Genomic DNA, 16,226 nt, shown 5'->3' with positions numbered 1-16,226 from the left:
ATGCTCGCGCTGTGCTTCAGCGCCTCAGGCATGCCGAGATCATGCGCCGGGTCCGACTATCAGGCGCCACCAGCGTTCGCGATCTCGCCAGCCAGCTCGGCGTCAGCCCGTCCACCATCCGCAGGGACCTCGAGGTGCTCGACCGCGACGGCACGCTGCGGCGCGTCCGCGGCGGTGCCTTGGCAAGCGTTGACACCGACGCCGACCGGCCGTTCGCCGAGGTGGCGGCCGTGGACGAGCAGGACAAGGAGGCGGTGGCGGTCCGCGCCGCGGAGCTGGTGAACGACGGCGAGGTGGTCCTGCTCGACATCGGCACGACGACCATGCGCCTGGCCCGCCGGCTGCGCGGGCGCCGCGTCACCGTGGTCACCTCCAGCCTCGCCGTGCTCGACGTGCTGCGCTCCGACCCCGAGGTCGAGCTGCTGCTGCTCGGCGGCATGGTGCGCCGGCCGTACCACTCGCTGGTCGGGGTGCTGACCGAGGCGGCGCTCAGCCAGGTGGTCGCCGACCGCGTGTTCCTGGGCGTCAGCGGCGTGCGGCCGGACGGGCAGCTCGTGGACACCACGCTGGCCGAGGTGCCGCTGAAGCGCGCCATGATCGCCTCGGCGGGGCAGGTGGTGCTGCTCGTCGACCGGCACAAGTTCCCCGGCACCGGCGCGCTGCGGGTGTGCGGTCCTGAGGACATCGACGTGATCGTGACGAACGAGGGTGCCGACGAGGTGACGTTGCGCAACTGCGCGGCGGCGGGCGCCGAGGTGATGCTGGCATGAAGGGGTTTGCATGAAACTGGCCGTTCTCGGGGGCGGCGGCTTCCGTGTGCCGCTCGTGTACGGCGCGCTCCTGCGCGACACCGCCAAGCCGCGCGTGGAGCAGGTGGTGCTGCACGACGTGTCGCAGGACCGTCTCGAGGCCATCCGTCACGTGCTGCGCCAGCTCGCCGCCGGACACGACGATCCGCCGGAGATCCAGATCACCACCGATCTGGACACCGCGCTGCGCGACGCCGCTTTCGTCTTCTCCGCCATCAGGGTCGGCGGCCTGGCGGGCCGCACGGCCGACGAGCGGGTCGCCCTTGACCTGGGCCTGCTCGGCCAGGAGACGACCGGTCCCGGCGGCATCTCCTACGGCCTGCGCACCATCCCGGTGGCGGTGCACGTGGCGCAGCGGGTCGCCGCGCTCGCGCCCCGGGCGTGGGTCATCAACTTCACCAACCCCGCGGGCATGATCACCGAGGCCATGCGGCACGTGCTCGGCGACCGCGTGATCGGCATCTGCGACTCGCCGATCGGGCTGATCAGGCGGGCCGCCGCCGCGCTCGGGCTCGACCCCGCGCGCGTGTCGCCCGACTACGTGGGGCTCAACCACCTCGGCTGGCTGCGCGGCCTCGTCCACGACGGGCGCGACGTGCTGCCGGAGCTGCTTGCGGACGAGGCCGCGCTGCGGCAGGTGGAGGAGGCGCGCATCTTCGGCGCCGACTGGGTGCGCACGCTGGGCGCGCTGCCCAACGAGTACCTGTACTACTACTACTTCACCCGGGAGTCGGTCGCCGCGATCTCCGGGCAGACGCGCGGCGAGTCCCTGGTGCGGCAGCAGGACGACTTCTACGCGGCCGTGCGGGCGCGGCCCGGCGAGGCGCTCGCCGAGTGGGTCAGGACACGCAGGCTGCGCGACGAGTCGTACATGGCCGAGGCCCGTGACGCCACCGAGGCCGGCGAGCGCGCCGCCGCCGACCTTGAGGCGGGCGGGTACGAGGGCATCGCGCTGGCCCTCATGGCCGCCATCGCCCGCGGCGAGCCCACCTCCATGATCCTCAACGTGCGCAACGGCGCCGCCGTGCCCGGGCTGCCCGCGGACGCGGTCGTCGAGATCCCGTGCGCGGTGGACGGCTCGGGCGTCCGCCCCCTGGCCACCCGTGCCCTGCCGGGCCGCTTCCTGGGCCTGATGCAGCAGGTCAAGGCGGTGGAGCAGGCCGCCATCGAGGCCGCCATGACCGGCTCGGCCCGCCTGGCGGTCGAGGCGTTCGCCCTGCATCCCCTGGTCGACTCGGTGACGACGGCTCGCCGGCTGCTCGACGGCTACCGGGCCCGCATCCCGGAGCTCGCCGCCGTCATCCCCGGTTCCTCCGGGATGTGACCGGCGACGCGTTCTCGCGCCCGAGCATTGGTCGGAGATCCGAACGCACGTCCACCCGGGGCGCCATTCCTGACACGGTGGAGCCGGCAAACGGCCTCCGGAGCCGGGTGCGAAGGTTCGAGTCCTGCAGGGGGCACGTAGCAGATCTGCGCTGCGGGCACTCTCCTCATTCGAGGACAAAGAGTGCCCGTTCGTATGTTGTGGCGTGTGCTTCGTCGGGCTTGTCCGGTCGGTCTCCTGTCGTGTGCGGTCAGCGATCGTCGCGGTTGTCATACCCGCTTGCGATGTTGCTCCGTGACTCGCGGGGCTCCTCGAGGGTGACAATTCTGTTACCAGTCTTTCGCTCACTGTGACGAGATGGTCGATCGTGTCGCCGTCCAGCGTGACGCGGATGGTGGCGACGTTGGTGCGGGCGTCGTAGCGGATCTCCAGATTGAAGACTTCGAACAGTTCGCGTTGGAGCTCTTCGGGGGCGTTCGCGAGCTTGCCGGTCAGGGTCGGGAGCCGGTCTAGCAGGTCCTCGGCGTGCTCCTGTTCCGGCGGGTTGGCTTCGAGTTCGGTCAGTTGCTTGAGTTTGGCGACGCGCTCGGCCTCCAACTCCAGGAAGCGGCTGTTGAGTTTCTGAGCCAGGACGGGATTCAAGTCCGACTCCTCGAACTGCCGGGTCAGTCGGTCGATCCTTGCGCCTATGTCGGTGAGAGTCCGACTCAACGCGTGCCGGGACTCGTTCCAGTCCGCCAGCGCCCGCTGGTCGGTCTTCGGTAGTTCGACTGCGAGGAGTTGGCGGCGGTGCGGTCCGAACAGGCGGCGCGCGAAGAGATTATGAACCGCTGCGAGAAGGTGATCCTCGCGGACTCGTACGACATTGGGGTGATCTTCCGGGACGGCGCGCTCCTTTCGGTTCTGGCCGGGTTGGCATGCCATGTAGACCGTCTGGGCGGCGTGGCGTAGGTCGCACTTGCCGAACATGCGGGTGCCGCAGATCTCGCAGACGACGAAGGACCGCAGGACATAGGTCCGTTTGGTCTTGGGGTGCTTATTGATCGTGGAGCCGCTGCGCGAGCGGGCACGTTGCTTGGCGACGGCTTGAGCGGCGTCGTACATCTCGCGGGTGACGAGCGGCTCGTGGGTAGGGTGATCTGACCAGACCCAGGCGCTCGGTGGGTTGGCCTTGCCGCGGCCCTTTCCCTTGCGGCTCGTGGTGGCCTTGCGGTTCCACACCATGTAGCCGGTGTACTTGGGGTTGTTCAGGATCTCGACGACGGCGGGGCGTCCCCAGGCCGGCTTGCCAGTGCGGTAGTTGGGATTCAAAGACCGTCCTGGGGGATAGCGGTCCAGGTCGGCATTGAGCCGGTCGACGATGTCGTTGTAGCTGAGACGTTCGGTGACCCGCCACACGAAGATCTGGGTGACAACCGGTCCTTTGACCGGATCGGGGATCAGGCGTGTCTTGTGCTTGCCCTCGGCGGCCTTGGCGGGCACTGGATGAGGCACTCTGTCGGCGAGGTAGCCGTAGGGCGGATGGCCGACGTTCCAGCCTTGCTTGGTGTGCGTCCGCAGGCCGTCCCAGGAGGACTCCAGCATCTGGATGGCGTACCACTCCGCGATGCCTTGCTTGACTCGTCTGGTGAGGATCGCGGTGGCGCGCTTGCCGTTCAGCGTGATGGGCTCGTCGGAGGCGAACAACGCCACGCCAGCCTGCTCCAGATCGTATTCGATCTTGGTGCCGAAGAAGGTGCGGCGTGCGACTCGTTCTATTGACTCGCAGATCACCGCATCGAAGCGCCGGTCATGGCGAGCTGACTCCGCGAGTAGATCGGCGATACCGCCGTCGCGGGGGATAGGAATGGAGAACTTCTCGTGCGCGGTGCTATGCCCGCGCTGATCGAGATTCTTCCGGCCGGACTCGATGTCGTAGAAGTGCGCCACGATCAGCGCGCCGTGGGGCAATGCGGCGCGGCAGTTGTCGAGTTGGCGGGGGAGAGAAAGCGTTGGGTCTTGCATGTCGTCGGTGGAGGTGCGGCCCAACCAGGCCACGCGTAGTCCGAGGAAGGGATCCTGGACCGGAAGCGCCGTTTGGTACGGGCGCGGGGTCACGGAGACCTGCTCGTATCCGGCCCAGGATTCCATTCGTCTACCTCCAATCGTCTCCGCCCGCCCAGAGCAGGAGCTTGCGGAGAATCTCCATCTGTGCCGCCCGTAGGGCGGCGGCTTCCTCGCCGAAGACCGTGACGATCTCCACGCGGATCTCCGGTGGCTCTAGCAAGCGCGGGCCAGCTGGATCGTAGGTGGCGATCGGGATTTGGGGAGGTCCTATGGAGGGCAGATGTGGCGTCGTCGCCACCGGTTCCTTCCCTCCAGGGAGGACCGATCCAGGTTCATCGGCCAGCGGCGTTCTCGAGATGTTGTCCTGTCGCTCCTGACCATGCCGGGTGGAGCCGACGGGCGTCATGCCATCTCCTGCGACCACATTCGCGCGTCAAGCAAGGGAAGAGCATGTGCCGCGCTCCAGTCAACGGCCGTGAGCTCGCCGAGATTGAGTACGGCCGCAAATAGGGTCTGTAGAACCTGGGTGACGTGCAGGTCGTTGTCGGTGCAGCCGGCCAGCTGGGCCCCGTAGTTCTCCATGACGGTCAGATCGAGGCCGCCATAGCCAGTGCACTTGAATCCGATCCAGGGGTTGAGGAGAGGGCTCATTTCGCCCTGCCGCAGTTTCGGGGAGCGCCTGCCGTGATCTCCCATAGGACGGGGGCGACGCCGTCAGCGCAGTGGGATGCTCGGGGGCGGCTGGGGGTGTTCCGACCGGAACTGGCGGCATGGTCAGCGACGCGGCATAGTCCAGCAGCGTGCAGGCTAGTGCCAGGTTCGTCGGCGCGAGTGTAGATGATCAGCCTGCGGTAGCCCATCGCTTTAGCGGCGCGCCAGGCGGCGCCGAGGAGGGCGGAGCAGGCGTTGGGTGTGCCGTCGGTGGCCAAACGAGTGATCTCGATGGTGCGGCCGTCATCGAAGACGCGTGATACCGGCCGTCCTGCGGTGACGACGCCGACGAGGGTGCCGTCTTCGGTGCTGACACCGATGGCGAACTTGGCGCCTCGCGGTGGCAACAGGTGACGATGGGACCAGGCGATGAACGCGCGGGCTGTCCGGAGAGCGATTGGCACGATGGTCAGTCGGCCTGTGTTGTCGGCGCTGCCTCTCGCGACAGTAGGCGGGTGGGGCGGGTCGCCGCCGCCAAGGTAGGTCGGTCGAGGAGCGGGCGTGGACTGGCTGAGTCCGGTGCGGACGTTCTCGCGAACGTCGTCGAGGACGTGCTCGGCTGGATGGGAAAGCGTCGTGGTGTTGGTGGCGGGTGGGGCGGTGATGAGCTTGGTCATCGCCGGTTGGGGCGGGCCTCAGATCCGCAGCGCTCCCAATGAACGGGTAACGCGCCCCCACTCCAACAATCGCCTCTGGCGAAACTCTGGCGTAGCTTCGGCGATCCTTCGTCTGCCTGTACCGGCTGCCCGGTCCAGGCGTAATCACTCGATGTAGTACTCGCCTGCCGTAAGGCAGTACGGGCGCTTCCGCCGATGAGCAACGTCCTCTGGCGATCTCCTGGCGCAGCTCAGTCACAGCGAAGAGGACCAAGATGATCTCTGGCGAATCGATGCGGACCCGCTTCGGCCAAAGGTCGCTGATTTCTGCTGCCTGAGAGCCGCCAGAGGTAGCTCCTACACCGGGTTGCGAGACCGAAATTCCTCTCGCAGTGGAGCAACCCGATGAGTACCGACCTTCGCGAGACGCCCCTCACGGACCGCTCACCGCTCGATGTCGCCGAGCACGTCTTCCAACTCGTCGCGTGTGCTCCTGGCGGCCTGACGCTCGATGGCAAGGAGCTCTCCCACGAGTTGCCCAGGCGTCAGATCCTGCTGACGGAGCTTCGTGATCTCCTGACCTCGCGCACGCTGTGCAACACCACCCGCGACGTGGTGTGGCGCGAGCTGGTGATCCGGGCCCGTCGGGACGGCCCGCAGTGGCTGGTGGGGGCTGTCGGGACAGCGGTGCCTGCCTTGCGGCGCATCTGTGGCCGGCTGTGCCTCTATCCCGTCGCCGGGGATCCCGCGGATATCGATACCGAGGTCCTGACGGCCTTCATCGCTGCCGTGAAGGACATCGATCTCGATCTGCCCAACGTCCTACCGCGCATGTGTGCGGCTGCCCGGCGAGCCGGCGAACGGGCCCGGCAAAACGCCGAGGCCGAGGCCGCACGACCCATCTCAGTGCACGCATCCAAGAGGCCTGCCGCGCCGTGGGGGCATCCGGATCTGGTCTTGGGCGATGCCGTTGCCAAAGGCGTCATCAGTGAGCTCGACGCCGAGCTGATCGGGTTGACACGGCTGGAAGGCCGCACGTTGGCCGAGGCCGCTGCCGCACCCGGGCTGACCTGTGAGGCGGCCAAGAAGCGCCGGCAACGGTGTGAGCCGGTCCTCGTCGCCGCCGTTCTGGCCGGAGACGTCGAGTCGGCCCTGTCCCCAACGATCGCATCCGCCGCCCCTAGAAGGACGGAGGACACTCCTGAGACTTCCGCGCGGAGCCGGATCACCTCAGATCCGGAACCCATCACCTCTGAACAGAAGGGAGGCCGGGGCAGCCTCACCGGCTCCGCGCGGAACCCCAATCGAACACGGCAACGTCGTCGCTGGCGATGTCTGGTCCGCAGCGTGCTGGTGATGGCAATGGTTGCCATCACCCTTGTCGCAGCGGCAGACGCGGCGCTGGCCGACTCCCCGAAGACGCCGCGCCCGACCGAGGTGCCGACGGATCTCAACACGGTCTTCGACAACCTGCGGAACTGGCTCATCGGCCTGCTCGCCACGCTGGCGACGCTCATGCTCACGATCGGCGGGCTTCGCTACCTGGTGGCAGGCGGCGATCCCGGCGAGATCCAGAAGGCCAAAGCGGCACTCAAGGCTGCCGCGTTCGGCTACGGGCTTGCCGTGCTGGCCCCGCTGTTCGTCAGCGTGCTCAAGCGCATCGTGGGCGGCGGGTGACCAGCCATGACGTCACCTCACTCGGTCAGGATCACGGTTCGCCTCCTGTTTGTTGCCGCCGTTGCCGCTGTGGCACTCGCCGGTGCCGCCGACACCGCCTGGGCGAACCCGACACCTTCCCCCAGCCCGGAGCCGCTGCCATCGCCTCCGCAGGTCAACTTCGGCTTTAGCGACTGGATCATCAAGCAGATCAACGGCTGGTTCGCCAACCTGGCCGCATCCGCCATCAAGCCGCTGCTCGACGCACTCGCCGTGACACTGCTGGCCACGCCCGACGTCTCCGACTCCGGCCGGGTCCTGGACCTGTGGAAGGCCACCGCGGCCATGGCGGACTCGGCCTTGGTCCTGCTCGCCACGATAGGCGCGATGACCGCGATGGCACATCAAAGCGTTCAGACGCGGTACGCGGTCAAGGAGGTACTGCCGAGGCTGGCGCTGGCCATCCTGGCGTCCAACACGAGTTTCCTGATCTGCGGGAAGATCATTCAGGTCGGTAATGCCCTGTCCAAGGCGCTCCTTGGGCAGGACTTCGACGCCGAGCGGGCGGCAGCGCAGATCCGGATGCTCATCCTGCCGCCCGGCAACATGCAGATCTTCTACACCCTTCTCGAGCTCGTCGCGATCATCTTGCTGATCTTGCTGCTGATCAGCTTCGTGATGCGATCCGCTCTGGTGCTGCTGCTAGTGGTGGCCGCGCCCCTGGCCCTGGCCTGCCATGCACTCCCACACACCGATGGGCTGGCCCGTTTCTGGTGGCGAGTCTTCACCGGCCTGCTGGTCATTCAGGTTGCTCAGTCACTCACGCTCGTTCTCGCCGTCCGGATCTTCTTCAACCAGGACGGCAGATTCCTGCTCGGTGTCGCTCCCTCAGGGCAACTCGTCAACCTCATCCTGGCCATTTGCCTGCTGATCATTCTGGTCCGGATCCCGTCCTGGATCTCCCGGCGGATCTTGGTCCAGACCTCCGGGTCAACGATCACGCGGATCATCAAGTACGCCGTGATGTCCAAGCTCACGATGCCGGTCCTGAAAGCCATGCACCTCGGCAAGGGCGGCAGCGGCGGCAAGAGCCGGATCGGCAAGGCGGCAACACGGGCACTAGCAGGAAAGGTCGTCGCCGGCACAATCGGTGGACCCGCCGGCACTGCCGCGGCAACGGCGCTGACTGCCGTTTCCGCCGCCCGCGGTGGGTCGGGTCCGGCCAAACACGCCCCAACGTGGGCACGGCGCCCCGTACGAGCTTCGAATTGGCAAGCCGCACCGATCAAGCACGCTCCTGCCGGACCTGCCATTCAAGGCAGGTACCAGCCCACGCCGAGCCCCAAGCCGCCGGAACGCCCCAGCACCCCTGTCTACGGCTATCCGCGCACGACGTACTACGCCAACGGCCCGGCGGGGCTCGGCCAGATGATGACCCTCAGGAATCGGGCGGAGTCCAGCCCGAGCCGGGCGATCGAGCCGCCGAAGGGTCAGCGGCCGGTCCCGCCCATCGTCTCGCCTAACGCGCCGATTCCCGGCCAGGTGGAGTGGCCGGAGAACCGCGGTCGTACCCCCACTCCGCCGCGCCGCCGCCCGCGCAGGCCGCGAGGAGGTGACAGCCAATGAGTTGGGAGGAGTCGATCGCTCGGATCCCGGCCGATGTGGAGCAGCCGGACAAGATCCTCGGATCGTTGACCGCCCGGCAGCTGGCCATCCTGCTCGGCGCCGGTGCCGCGCTCTATGGCACCTACGTCGCAGTCGGCGATCGCGTGCCGCTCGTGGTCTGTGCCGCAGTGGCCTTGCCCGTGGCAATTACCGCGATCCTCCTGGCCGTCGGGCAACGCGACGGCATCTCCCTCGATCGCTACGTGCTGGCGGCCATCCGGCACCAGCGCTCCTCCAAATACCTGGTCACATCCCCTGAGGACATCCCCATGCCACCCAGCTGGATAGCGGCCAAGCCGCAACGGCCGCCTGCTCCGCTCAAACTTCCCGCCCGCGGTGTCGCAGGCGATGGCCTGGTCGATCTCGGACCGGACGGAGTCGCCGCCGTGGCCGAGGTCTCCACTGTCAGCTTCGCCCTACGCACGCCTGATGAGCAGGACGCTCTGGTCGCGGTCTTCGGTCGCTGGCTCAACTCTCTGTCAGGACCCGCCCAGATTCTCGTTCGAGCCGAACGCGTCGACCTGACAGAGACCGTTGCGACGCTACAGGACAACGCCCGGCAACTGCCCCATCCCGCGCTCGCCTCCGCCGCGCTTGAACACGCCGCCTTCCTGCAGGAGCTGTCCGCCCGTCATGACCTGCTGCGCCGCCAGGTCCTCCTGATCATTCGCGAGCCCGCTGTCGGCGCCAACGGCCGGGATGTGGCCGCCGCGCGAGCGCTGCGCCGCCTGGACGAGGCATCAAGGGTGCTCAACTCCTGCGGCCTCACCGCCCGACTCCTGGACGGCCGCGCCATCGCCGCGCTGCTGGCCTCTTGCTTCGACCCCTCAGCCCCTCCTCTGCCCGACGACGACATCGCTCTGCCCGGCGAGGTCATCACGACAGGAGGCACCTGGTGAAGATCCGCCGCCCATCAACCGGGTTCGGTCCACATGCTGTGGAAGTCGAAGCCCGCCACGTCACGATCGGCGAAAGCCTGTGCGCCACCCTGGCGATCACCGGCTACCCGCGCGAGGTCGCCCCCGGATGGCTGGAACCGCTGCTCACCTACCCGGGCCGACTCGACGTCTCTCTGCACATCGAACCCGTCCCCTCCCTCGTCGCCGCCGACCGATTGCGCAAGCAACTGGCCCGGCTGGAGTCCGGCCTCCGCTCCGATCACGAGCACGGCCGACTCCTGGACCCGGGTGCCGAGGCCGCCGCCGAAGACGCCCAAGAGCTGGCCTCTCGCATCGCCCGCGGCCAGGCCAAGCTCTTCCGCGCCTCGATCTACCTCACCGTGCACGCCACCTCCGCCGACGAGCTTGACGACGCCTGCGCCCAAGTCAGGGCGCTGGCCGCCTCTCTGCTCCTGGACGCCCGTCAGGTGACCTTCCGCCAACTGCAGGGCTGGGTGTCCTCGCTCCCGCTCGCCTACGACAACCTCGCCATGTGCCGCACGTTCGACACTCCGGCTCTCGCGGCGGCGTTCCCTTTCACCAGCCCTGACCTCACCACTGAGCTCGGCTCGACCGCTGTGCTGTACGGCGCCAACATCGCCAGCGCCTCCCTGGTGGCCTGGGACCGGTTCGCCCAGGACAACCACAACTCCGTCACCCTGGCCCGCTCCGGCAGCGGCACGAGCTACCTCACCAAGCTCGAGGTGCTTCGCTCGCTGTACGCGGGCATCGAGGTGGCCGTCATCGATCCCGAGGACGAGTACGCCCGGCTCGCCCATGCGGTGGGTGGCGCGTACGTCCACCTTGGCGCGCCCAAAGTCCGCCTCAACCCGTTCGACCTACCACCGAAGAACCAACGCGGAGACGATCCCCTAACTCGGCGGGCGCTGTTCCTGCACACGCTGATCGCAGTCATGCTCGGCGAACCGCTCGGCAACGCCGGCAAAGCGGCACTCGACCGGGCCATCCTTGCCACCTACCGGCAGGCAGGCATTACCACCTCATCCCGGACTTGGAATCGCCGGCCACCGCTCCTGCGCGACCTGGCCGCGGCCCTCGCCCAAGATCCCGATCCGAAGGCCAAGGAACTGGCCGCCGGGCTCGCGCCGTACGTTTCCGGCAGCCACCATCAGCTCTTCGACGGCCCCACAACAACCTGCCCCGACTCTCACGTGATCGTCTTCTCCCTGCGTGACCTGCCGGAGGAGCTCAAGGCGGTCGGCACGCTCTTGACGCTGGACGCGATCTGGCGCCGCGTCTCCGACCCGTACAACCGGCGTCCCCGCCTGGTAGTCGTCGACGAGGCCTGGCTGCTGATGAAGATCCCCGAGGGAGCGCAGTTCCTCCTGCGCATGGCCAAATCCGCCCGTAAGCACTGGGCCGGCTTGTCCGTGGTGACCCAAGACGCCGCCGACCTGCTCGGCTCCGAGCTTGGCCAGGCCATCGTCGCCAACTCCACCACCCAGATCCTGCTCCGCCAGGCACCACAGGCGATCGACAAGGTCGCCGAGGCGTTCCGCCTCTCTGATGGCGAACGGCAGCTGCTTCTGTCCGCGGAAAGGGGAACCGGCCTGCTCACAGCCGGCGCGAGCGGTCAGCGCCGCCCGCTCCAAATGATCTCCAGCCCGCGAGAACACGAGCTCGTCACCTCGTCACCCCAGGAGCTGGCCGAACTCGATGACGAGGAGATCGACCTATGATCTACGACCTCCTCAAGGATCCCGACGCCGTCCTGAACCGGGCGCTCGACTGGCTGACCATCCATGGCTGGCACATCGTCGCCGTCCTGTTCGCCGTCGAGGTACTCGCCGTCCTGCTGCGTGCCTGCGCCGTACGCCTGCGCCATCACCGCCTCGTACGGGGTGCGCGATGTGTCGAGATCCTCGCACCGCCAGTGGCGAACATGCCGGGAGCCGAAGCACTCTGGGGCAACCTCGTCGGACTGCTCAGGCCGTCATGGAAGCGGCTGCTGTTCGGACAGCCGCATCTCGCGTTCGAGTACACCTTCGGCACGAGTGGTGTGAAGATCGCCCTGTGGGTGCCCGGCTCGATCCCGCAACACCTCGTCGAGCACGCGATCGAAGCGGCCTGGCCCTCCTCCCGCACGACCATCCACGAGGCGGCCCCGCCCGTTCCCACTGATGGGTACGCAAGCGGCGGCCAACTCGTCCTGGCCCGAGCCGAGCGGCTACCGATCCGGCACGACCACAACACGGACCCGCTGCGCGCCCTCATCGGCGCGGCGGTCGGGATGCCGGGATGGCAGCACGCCTGCGTGCAAATTCTCGCCCGACCGGCGACCGGTCATCGACTCATCAGTGCCGGGGGCGGCGCCGCAGCTCGACTGCTGAGGCATCTCCTCGACCTCGTCAACCCTGGACCGCGCCACCTGCCCCAGTCTGCCGGCGACCGGGTGAGTCGCCTGGAGGAGGCAGCCGAAGCACGGGCGATCAAGGAAAAAGCTCATCAATCCCGCTATGAGGTCGCCATCCGCTACGTCGTCCAGGCGGATGCGCCCACCTCCATCGACCCAGCCTCGGCGAAGGTCGCCCGCAAGAACGCCATCCGCGGGCGCGCTCACGCACTTGCCTCCGCGTTCGCCCTCTTCAGCGGGCACAACAGGCTGGAGCGCCGACGGCTGTTCCTGCCTTCAAGCCGCCTCGCCTCACGCCGGATGAGCCGTGGCTATCTGCTGTCAGTGTCCGAGCTGTCCGCGATCGCCCACCTCCCCCTCGACATCGCGGTGCCGGGCCTTCAACGAGCAGGAGCCAACACCGTCCCGCCCTCACCGACAATCGCCCGCGGCGGACCGTCCGCCAAGGTGCTCGGCTTCTCCGACGCCGGCCACGATCGTCCCGTCGCGTTGCGGGTCGCCGACTCCTTTCACCACGTCCACGTGATGGGCCCCAACGGCACCGGTAAGTCCACCCTCCTGGCTCAGATGATCCTCTCCGACATCGAAGTAGGCCGCGGCGTGGTGGTCATCGAGGCCAAGGGCGACCTCGTACGGGACCTGCTCGGACTGATCCCAGAGAACAAAGCCGACAAGGTCGTCCTGGTCGACCCGGACGACAGGCATCCCAGGCCCTCCCTGAACGTCCTGGGCGGCCCGGACCTGGCCATGGGCGTGGACAACCTGGTCGGCATCTTCCACCAGATCTACGCCGACTACTGGGGACCCCGGACCGACGACATCCTGCGCGGCTGCGCCCTCACCCTCGCCCGCAACAGCGGCACCCTCGCCGACATCCCCACCCTGCTCTCCGACGCCGCCTTCCGCCGACAGCAGACCGCCACCATCGGCGACCCGCTGCTGCGCGGCTTCTGGAGCTGGTTCTCCGCCTTGTCCGAGCCGGCCCAGGCCAACGTCACCGCCCCCATCATGAACAAGCTGCGGGCCTTCCTCCTACGGCCGTTCGTCCGCGACGTGCTCGGCTCCACCAGTTCAACGTTCGACCTGGGAGAAGTGCTCGACGGCGGAATCTTGCTCGTCCGCCTCCCCAAAGGCGTCCTCGGCGACGACTCTGCCCGCCTGCTCGGCTCGATGGTCCTCGCCCAGGTCTGGCAGGCCGCTTCCCGACGCGCCAAATTCGGCCACTCACGCAGCCCGGCCGCGCTCTACGTCGACGAGTGCCACAACTTCCTCACCTTGCCGCACGCGCTGGCCGACATGCTCGCCGAAGCCCGCGCATACCGGATATCACTCACTCTCGCCCACCAGCACCTGGCCCAGCTTCCCCGCCAGCTTCGCCAGGCCGTCTCATCCGACGCCCGCAACAAGATCTACTTCTCGCTCTCGCCTCAGGATGCCAACGAGGTGGAGCACCACTTCACGCCCTACCTGACCGCCCACGACCTGGCCAACCTCGACGCCTTCCAAGCCGCCGCCCGCCTGGTCGTCCGCTCGGCCGAAACCCCGCCGTTCACCCTGAGCACCAGACCCCTGCCCGAACCCTCCCACGACGTCGCCAAGCGCATCCGCGCCGCCGCGGCACAGGCGCACGGCCGTACAGCAGCCACCGCCACCCCCAAGCCGGACGCCCGGCGCACCTTCTGAAAGGAGAACCACCATGTCCACGATCCGCTACACCCCCCGCATGCTCGGCGAGCTGGCGATCCGGCTCACCCAGCGCGACCGCACCCTGATCCGCCTGCTCCACGACTTCCGGGTTCTGACCTCGCCGCAGGTCAGCGAGATGTTCTTCGACACCGACGACGCTGCCCGGCGACGGCTGCTGGCGCTGACTCGCATGGGCATTCTCGAGCGCTTCCGCCCCAACCTCCCGCCGGCCATGGGCACAGCGCCGTACCACTACGTCATCGGCGAAACGGCCGCTGCGGTACTCGCCTCCGAGGACGGCGTCGACCTGTCCGACTTCGGCTACCGCCGCGACCGGGTCCTCAGCATCGTCTACAGCCAGAGGCTTGCCCACACCGTCGGCACCAACGGCATCGCCGCCAGCCTGTACGGCTTCGCCCGCCGCCATCCCGACACCGAGCTGACCACCTGGTGGCCCGAACGCCGCTGCTCCGCCGAGTGGGGATCCATAGTGCGCCCGGACGCCTACGGCCGCTGGAACGAAGGACCCTACAACATCGAATTCTTCCTCGAGTACGACACCGGCACCGAACCATTGGACCGCGTGGCTCACAAGCTGGACGGCTACGCCAAGCTCACCGAGTCCAGCCGGATCGTCACGCCTGTCCTCTTCTGGGTCCAGGGCGAGCGCCGGGAAGCCAATCTCCGCAAGAAGCTCAAGCACCACCCCGGCAACATGTTCGTCCCCGTCGCCACGGGCCATGCCGTCACGGTCGACGGCACGGTGGACGACGGGCCCGCGGGCGCTCGCTGGTTGCCCACCGACGTGGATGGCCCGCGCTGCAGGCTGGCGGAGCTCGCCAAACACTGGCCCGGGCTCGGAGCCCAGGCGGCCCCCGAGCCGTCCGGGGAGGCGGCCGAATGATCCTCGAGGCCAGGCTCGCCAAAGCCATCGCCGCAGGAGGCGGGTTGGTCTCCGGCGCCGCCATCATCGCCGGAATGGTCGGTGGAGGCCAGTACGCCACAACCCAAGCCGCCCCCGCACAACTCGCCTCAGCCGTCTGCGCCTACACCGACAAACCCTCAACCCCCAAGATCAGCGCGGCCCCCGAGCAACTCCGCCTGACACCGCATCAGGCAGCCAACGCGCGCGTCATCGTCAACACGGCCAACGAACTTGGGCTACCACGCCGTGCCGCTGTGATCGGCATCGCCACCGCCCTGCAGGAATCCTCGCTCGACAACAGCACCGTGGGCGATCACGGACGCGCCTTCGGCATCTTCCAGCAACACCCCGAGTACGGCTGGGGCACCCGAGCTCAGGTCTCCACCCCTCGCCATGCCACCCGGACGTTCTTCGACCGCCTGACCAAAATCAAGAACTGGACGGCCAAGCCCCTCACCGTCGTGGCCCAGGCCATCCAACGATCGGCCTTTCCGAACGCCTACGCCAAGCATGAATCCCGCGCGGAAGGCCTCGTCACCGCCCTGACAGAGCCCAACGCCAACCAGAACGCTCGCGACACGCTGGAGCTGTCCCCGGCGGATACCAAGGCTGTGCGTGCCAGCCTCGAACTGGCGACGTCGCTCGGGGTTACCCGCGCCGCCGTTGTGGCCGATGTCGAGATGGCGCTCCAGGCGGGGGCCCTTCGCAGCGCTCCCAAAGACGTCAAGTCGAGGGCGGACACTGCCCGGCTGGCCGAGAAGATCGTTCGCACCGTTGCCGGCCAGCTCTGCAAGGAGCTGTCCCAGAAGATCGGACAAGTCCTGGACCAGGAGACCCTCGCTGCGATCCGGACGTCCGGCCGCGGCACGGTAGCCCTCACTGCCGCTCTCAAGATGATCGGAGTCCCCTACTCCTGGGGCGGCGGCGGCCCGAAGGGACCGAGCTACGGCATCGGCCACGGTGCGGGAACCAGGGGCTTCGACTGCTCGGGCCTGGCCGAGTACGCCTGGGCCAAGGCCGGCGTCCGCATCGGTGGGCACACCTCCACGCAATGGCGCTCGGGCGTCCGCGTACCCCGTTCCCAACTCGAGCCAGGGGATCTGGTCTTCTTCGCCACCAACCCCAAGAACCCGTCCACCATCCATCCCGTGGTCCTGAACATCGATGGCAAGCGCTACGTACACGCCCCAACCACCGGTAGCAAGGTTCAGGTGGGGCAATGGACAGTGAGCCGAGAAGCCGAATTCGCCGGAGCCGTACGCCCCGGATGATCCCGGCGTACGCTAGAGGCGACCGCTCTCACCTTTTGACCAATCGGTATGAGTAGGTCTGCGGAAGGGCCCCGCAGCTGGCGCGGGCCCTTCCGTTCTTAGAGTCCAGGCTCCATACGCGGATCTGCTTGGCCGCGTCCAAGATCGTGGTGTATGAGAATGAGACCACTCTGCGATCTGTGCCTATTTAAGCAGCAATAGCATCAATCGTCACATTAGTGTCAT

At 67.8% G+C, this 16,226-nt stretch carries 15 protein-coding genes and 1 pseudogene; 12 read left to right on the top strand and 4 right to left on the bottom strand.

Annotation, left to right across the window (positions count from 1 at the left end; translation table 11 throughout):
* The first annotated feature begins 11 nt into the window (after nt 1–11).
* The 4 genes from ACIBVN_RS34225 to ACIBVN_RS34210 all read left to right on the top strand — a co-directional run bounded on the left by ACIBVN_RS34225 (nt 12) and on the right by ACIBVN_RS34210 (nt 3,084).
* Entirely contained in the window at nt 12–770 is a 759-nt protein-coding gene (locus ACIBVN_RS34225) for a DeoR/GlpR family DNA-binding transcription regulator (RefSeq protein ID WP_397143559.1), read from the top strand.
* Nucleotides 771–780: 10 nt separating this feature from the next.
* Nucleotides 781–2,133 carry a 6-phospho-beta-glucosidase gene (locus ACIBVN_RS34220; protein ID WP_397143557.1) on the top strand — a complete coding sequence of 451 codons (1,353 nt, stop codon included), beginning with the start codon at nt 781–783 and terminating at the stop codon, nt 2,131–2,133.
* Between the two features lie 357 nt (nt 2,134–2,490).
* Complete coding sequence (locus ACIBVN_RS34215; protein ID WP_397143555.1) at nt 2,491–2,646, top strand: hypothetical protein; 156 nt, start codon at nt 2,491–2,493, stop codon at nt 2,644–2,646.
* Between the two features lie 276 nt (nt 2,647–2,922).
* Entirely contained in the window at nt 2,923–3,084 is a 162-nt protein-coding gene (locus ACIBVN_RS34210) for a hypothetical protein (RefSeq protein WP_397143553.1), read from the top strand.
* 129 nt (nt 3,085–3,213) lie between these two features.
* Here the strand turns inward: ACIBVN_RS34210 and ACIBVN_RS34205 are convergent.
* Nucleotides 3,214–3,717: pseudogene (locus tag ACIBVN_RS34205) on the bottom strand (recombinase family protein); the annotation flags it as partial.
* Between ACIBVN_RS34205 and ACIBVN_RS34200 the strand changes: the two are divergent.
* Nucleotides 3,655–3,894: a hypothetical protein gene (locus ACIBVN_RS34200; RefSeq protein WP_397143551.1), complete on the top strand. Its 240-nt coding sequence runs from the start codon at nt 3,655–3,657 to the stop codon at nt 3,892–3,894. The pseudogene ACIBVN_RS34205 and the gene ACIBVN_RS34200 sit on opposite strands and share 63 nt — an antisense overlap.
* Nucleotides 3,895–4,267: 373 nt before the next feature.
* Here the strand turns inward: ACIBVN_RS34200 and ACIBVN_RS34195 are convergent, their stop codons facing one another.
* Genes ACIBVN_RS34195 through ACIBVN_RS34185 form a run of 3 tightly spaced genes read right to left on the bottom strand, consistent with a single transcriptional unit; the run spans nt 4,268 to nt 5,507 of the window.
* A complete protein-coding gene (locus tag ACIBVN_RS34195) occupies nt 4,268–4,585 on the bottom strand; it encodes a hypothetical protein (RefSeq protein ID WP_397143549.1) in 318 nt (105 codons plus the stop codon).
* On the bottom strand, nt 4,582–4,830 hold the full coding sequence (locus ACIBVN_RS34190; protein WP_397143547.1) for a hypothetical protein: 249 nt from the start codon (nt 4,828–4,830) through the stop codon (nt 4,582–4,584). The genes ACIBVN_RS34195 and ACIBVN_RS34190 overlap by 4 nt, the downstream gene beginning before the upstream one ends.
* Entirely contained in the window at nt 4,827–5,507 is a 681-nt protein-coding gene (locus tag ACIBVN_RS34185; protein ID WP_397143545.1) for an XF1762 family protein, read from the bottom strand. Before ACIBVN_RS34185 ends, ACIBVN_RS34190 begins: the two co-directional genes overlap by 4 nt.
* A gap of 384 nt (nt 5,508–5,891) precedes the next feature.
* Here ACIBVN_RS34185 and ACIBVN_RS34180 point away from each other — a divergent pair, with 384 nt between their 5' ends.
* The 7 genes from ACIBVN_RS34180 (at nt 5,892) to ACIBVN_RS34150 (ending at nt 16,001) form a co-directional block, all read left to right on the top strand.
* Complete coding sequence (locus ACIBVN_RS34180; protein ID WP_397143543.1) at nt 5,892–7,163, top strand: hypothetical protein; 1,272 nt, start codon at nt 5,892–5,894, stop codon at nt 7,161–7,163.
* 69 nt (nt 7,164–7,232) lie between these two features.
* The gene (locus ACIBVN_RS34175) at nt 7,233–8,768 is read left to right on the top strand and encodes a conjugal transfer protein TrbL family protein (protein WP_397143541.1); all 1,536 of its coding nucleotides are present in this window, start codon (nt 7,233–7,235) and stop codon (nt 8,766–8,768) included.
* A complete protein-coding gene (locus ACIBVN_RS34170) occupies nt 8,765–9,706 on the top strand; it encodes a PrgI family protein (RefSeq protein WP_397143539.1) in 942 nt (313 codons plus the stop codon). The genes ACIBVN_RS34175 and ACIBVN_RS34170 overlap by 4 nt, the downstream gene beginning before the upstream one ends.
* A gap of 38 nt (nt 9,707–9,744) precedes the next feature.
* Nucleotides 9,745–11,445, top strand: a complete 1,701-nt coding sequence (locus ACIBVN_RS34165; protein ID WP_397143537.1) for a VirB4 family type IV secretion system protein — start codon at nt 9,745–9,747, stop codon at nt 11,443–11,445.
* A complete protein-coding gene (locus ACIBVN_RS34160; RefSeq protein WP_397143535.1) occupies nt 11,442–13,802 on the top strand; it encodes a type IV secretory system conjugative DNA transfer family protein in 2,361 nt (786 codons plus the stop codon). Before ACIBVN_RS34165 ends, ACIBVN_RS34160 begins: the two co-directional genes overlap by 4 nt.
* A 13-nt stretch (nt 13,803–13,815) precedes the next feature.
* On the top strand, nt 13,816–14,709 hold the full coding sequence (locus ACIBVN_RS34155) for a replication-relaxation family protein (RefSeq protein ID WP_397143533.1): 894 nt from the start codon (nt 13,816–13,818) through the stop codon (nt 14,707–14,709).
* Nucleotides 14,706–16,001: a C40 family peptidase gene (locus ACIBVN_RS34150; RefSeq protein ID WP_397143531.1), complete on the top strand. Its 1,296-nt coding sequence runs from the start codon at nt 14,706–14,708 to the stop codon at nt 15,999–16,001. Before ACIBVN_RS34155 ends, ACIBVN_RS34150 begins: the two co-directional genes overlap by 4 nt.
* Nucleotides 16,002–16,226: the final 225 nt, after the last annotated feature.

The sequence above is a fragment of the Nonomuraea sp. NPDC049400 genome, from assembly GCF_044466425.1.
GTDB lineage: Bacteria > Actinomycetota > Actinomycetes > Streptosporangiales > Streptosporangiaceae > Nonomuraea.
The sequence above is the reverse complement of the archived record's forward strand: the minus strand, read 5'-3'. Positions and strand labels throughout refer to the sequence as shown.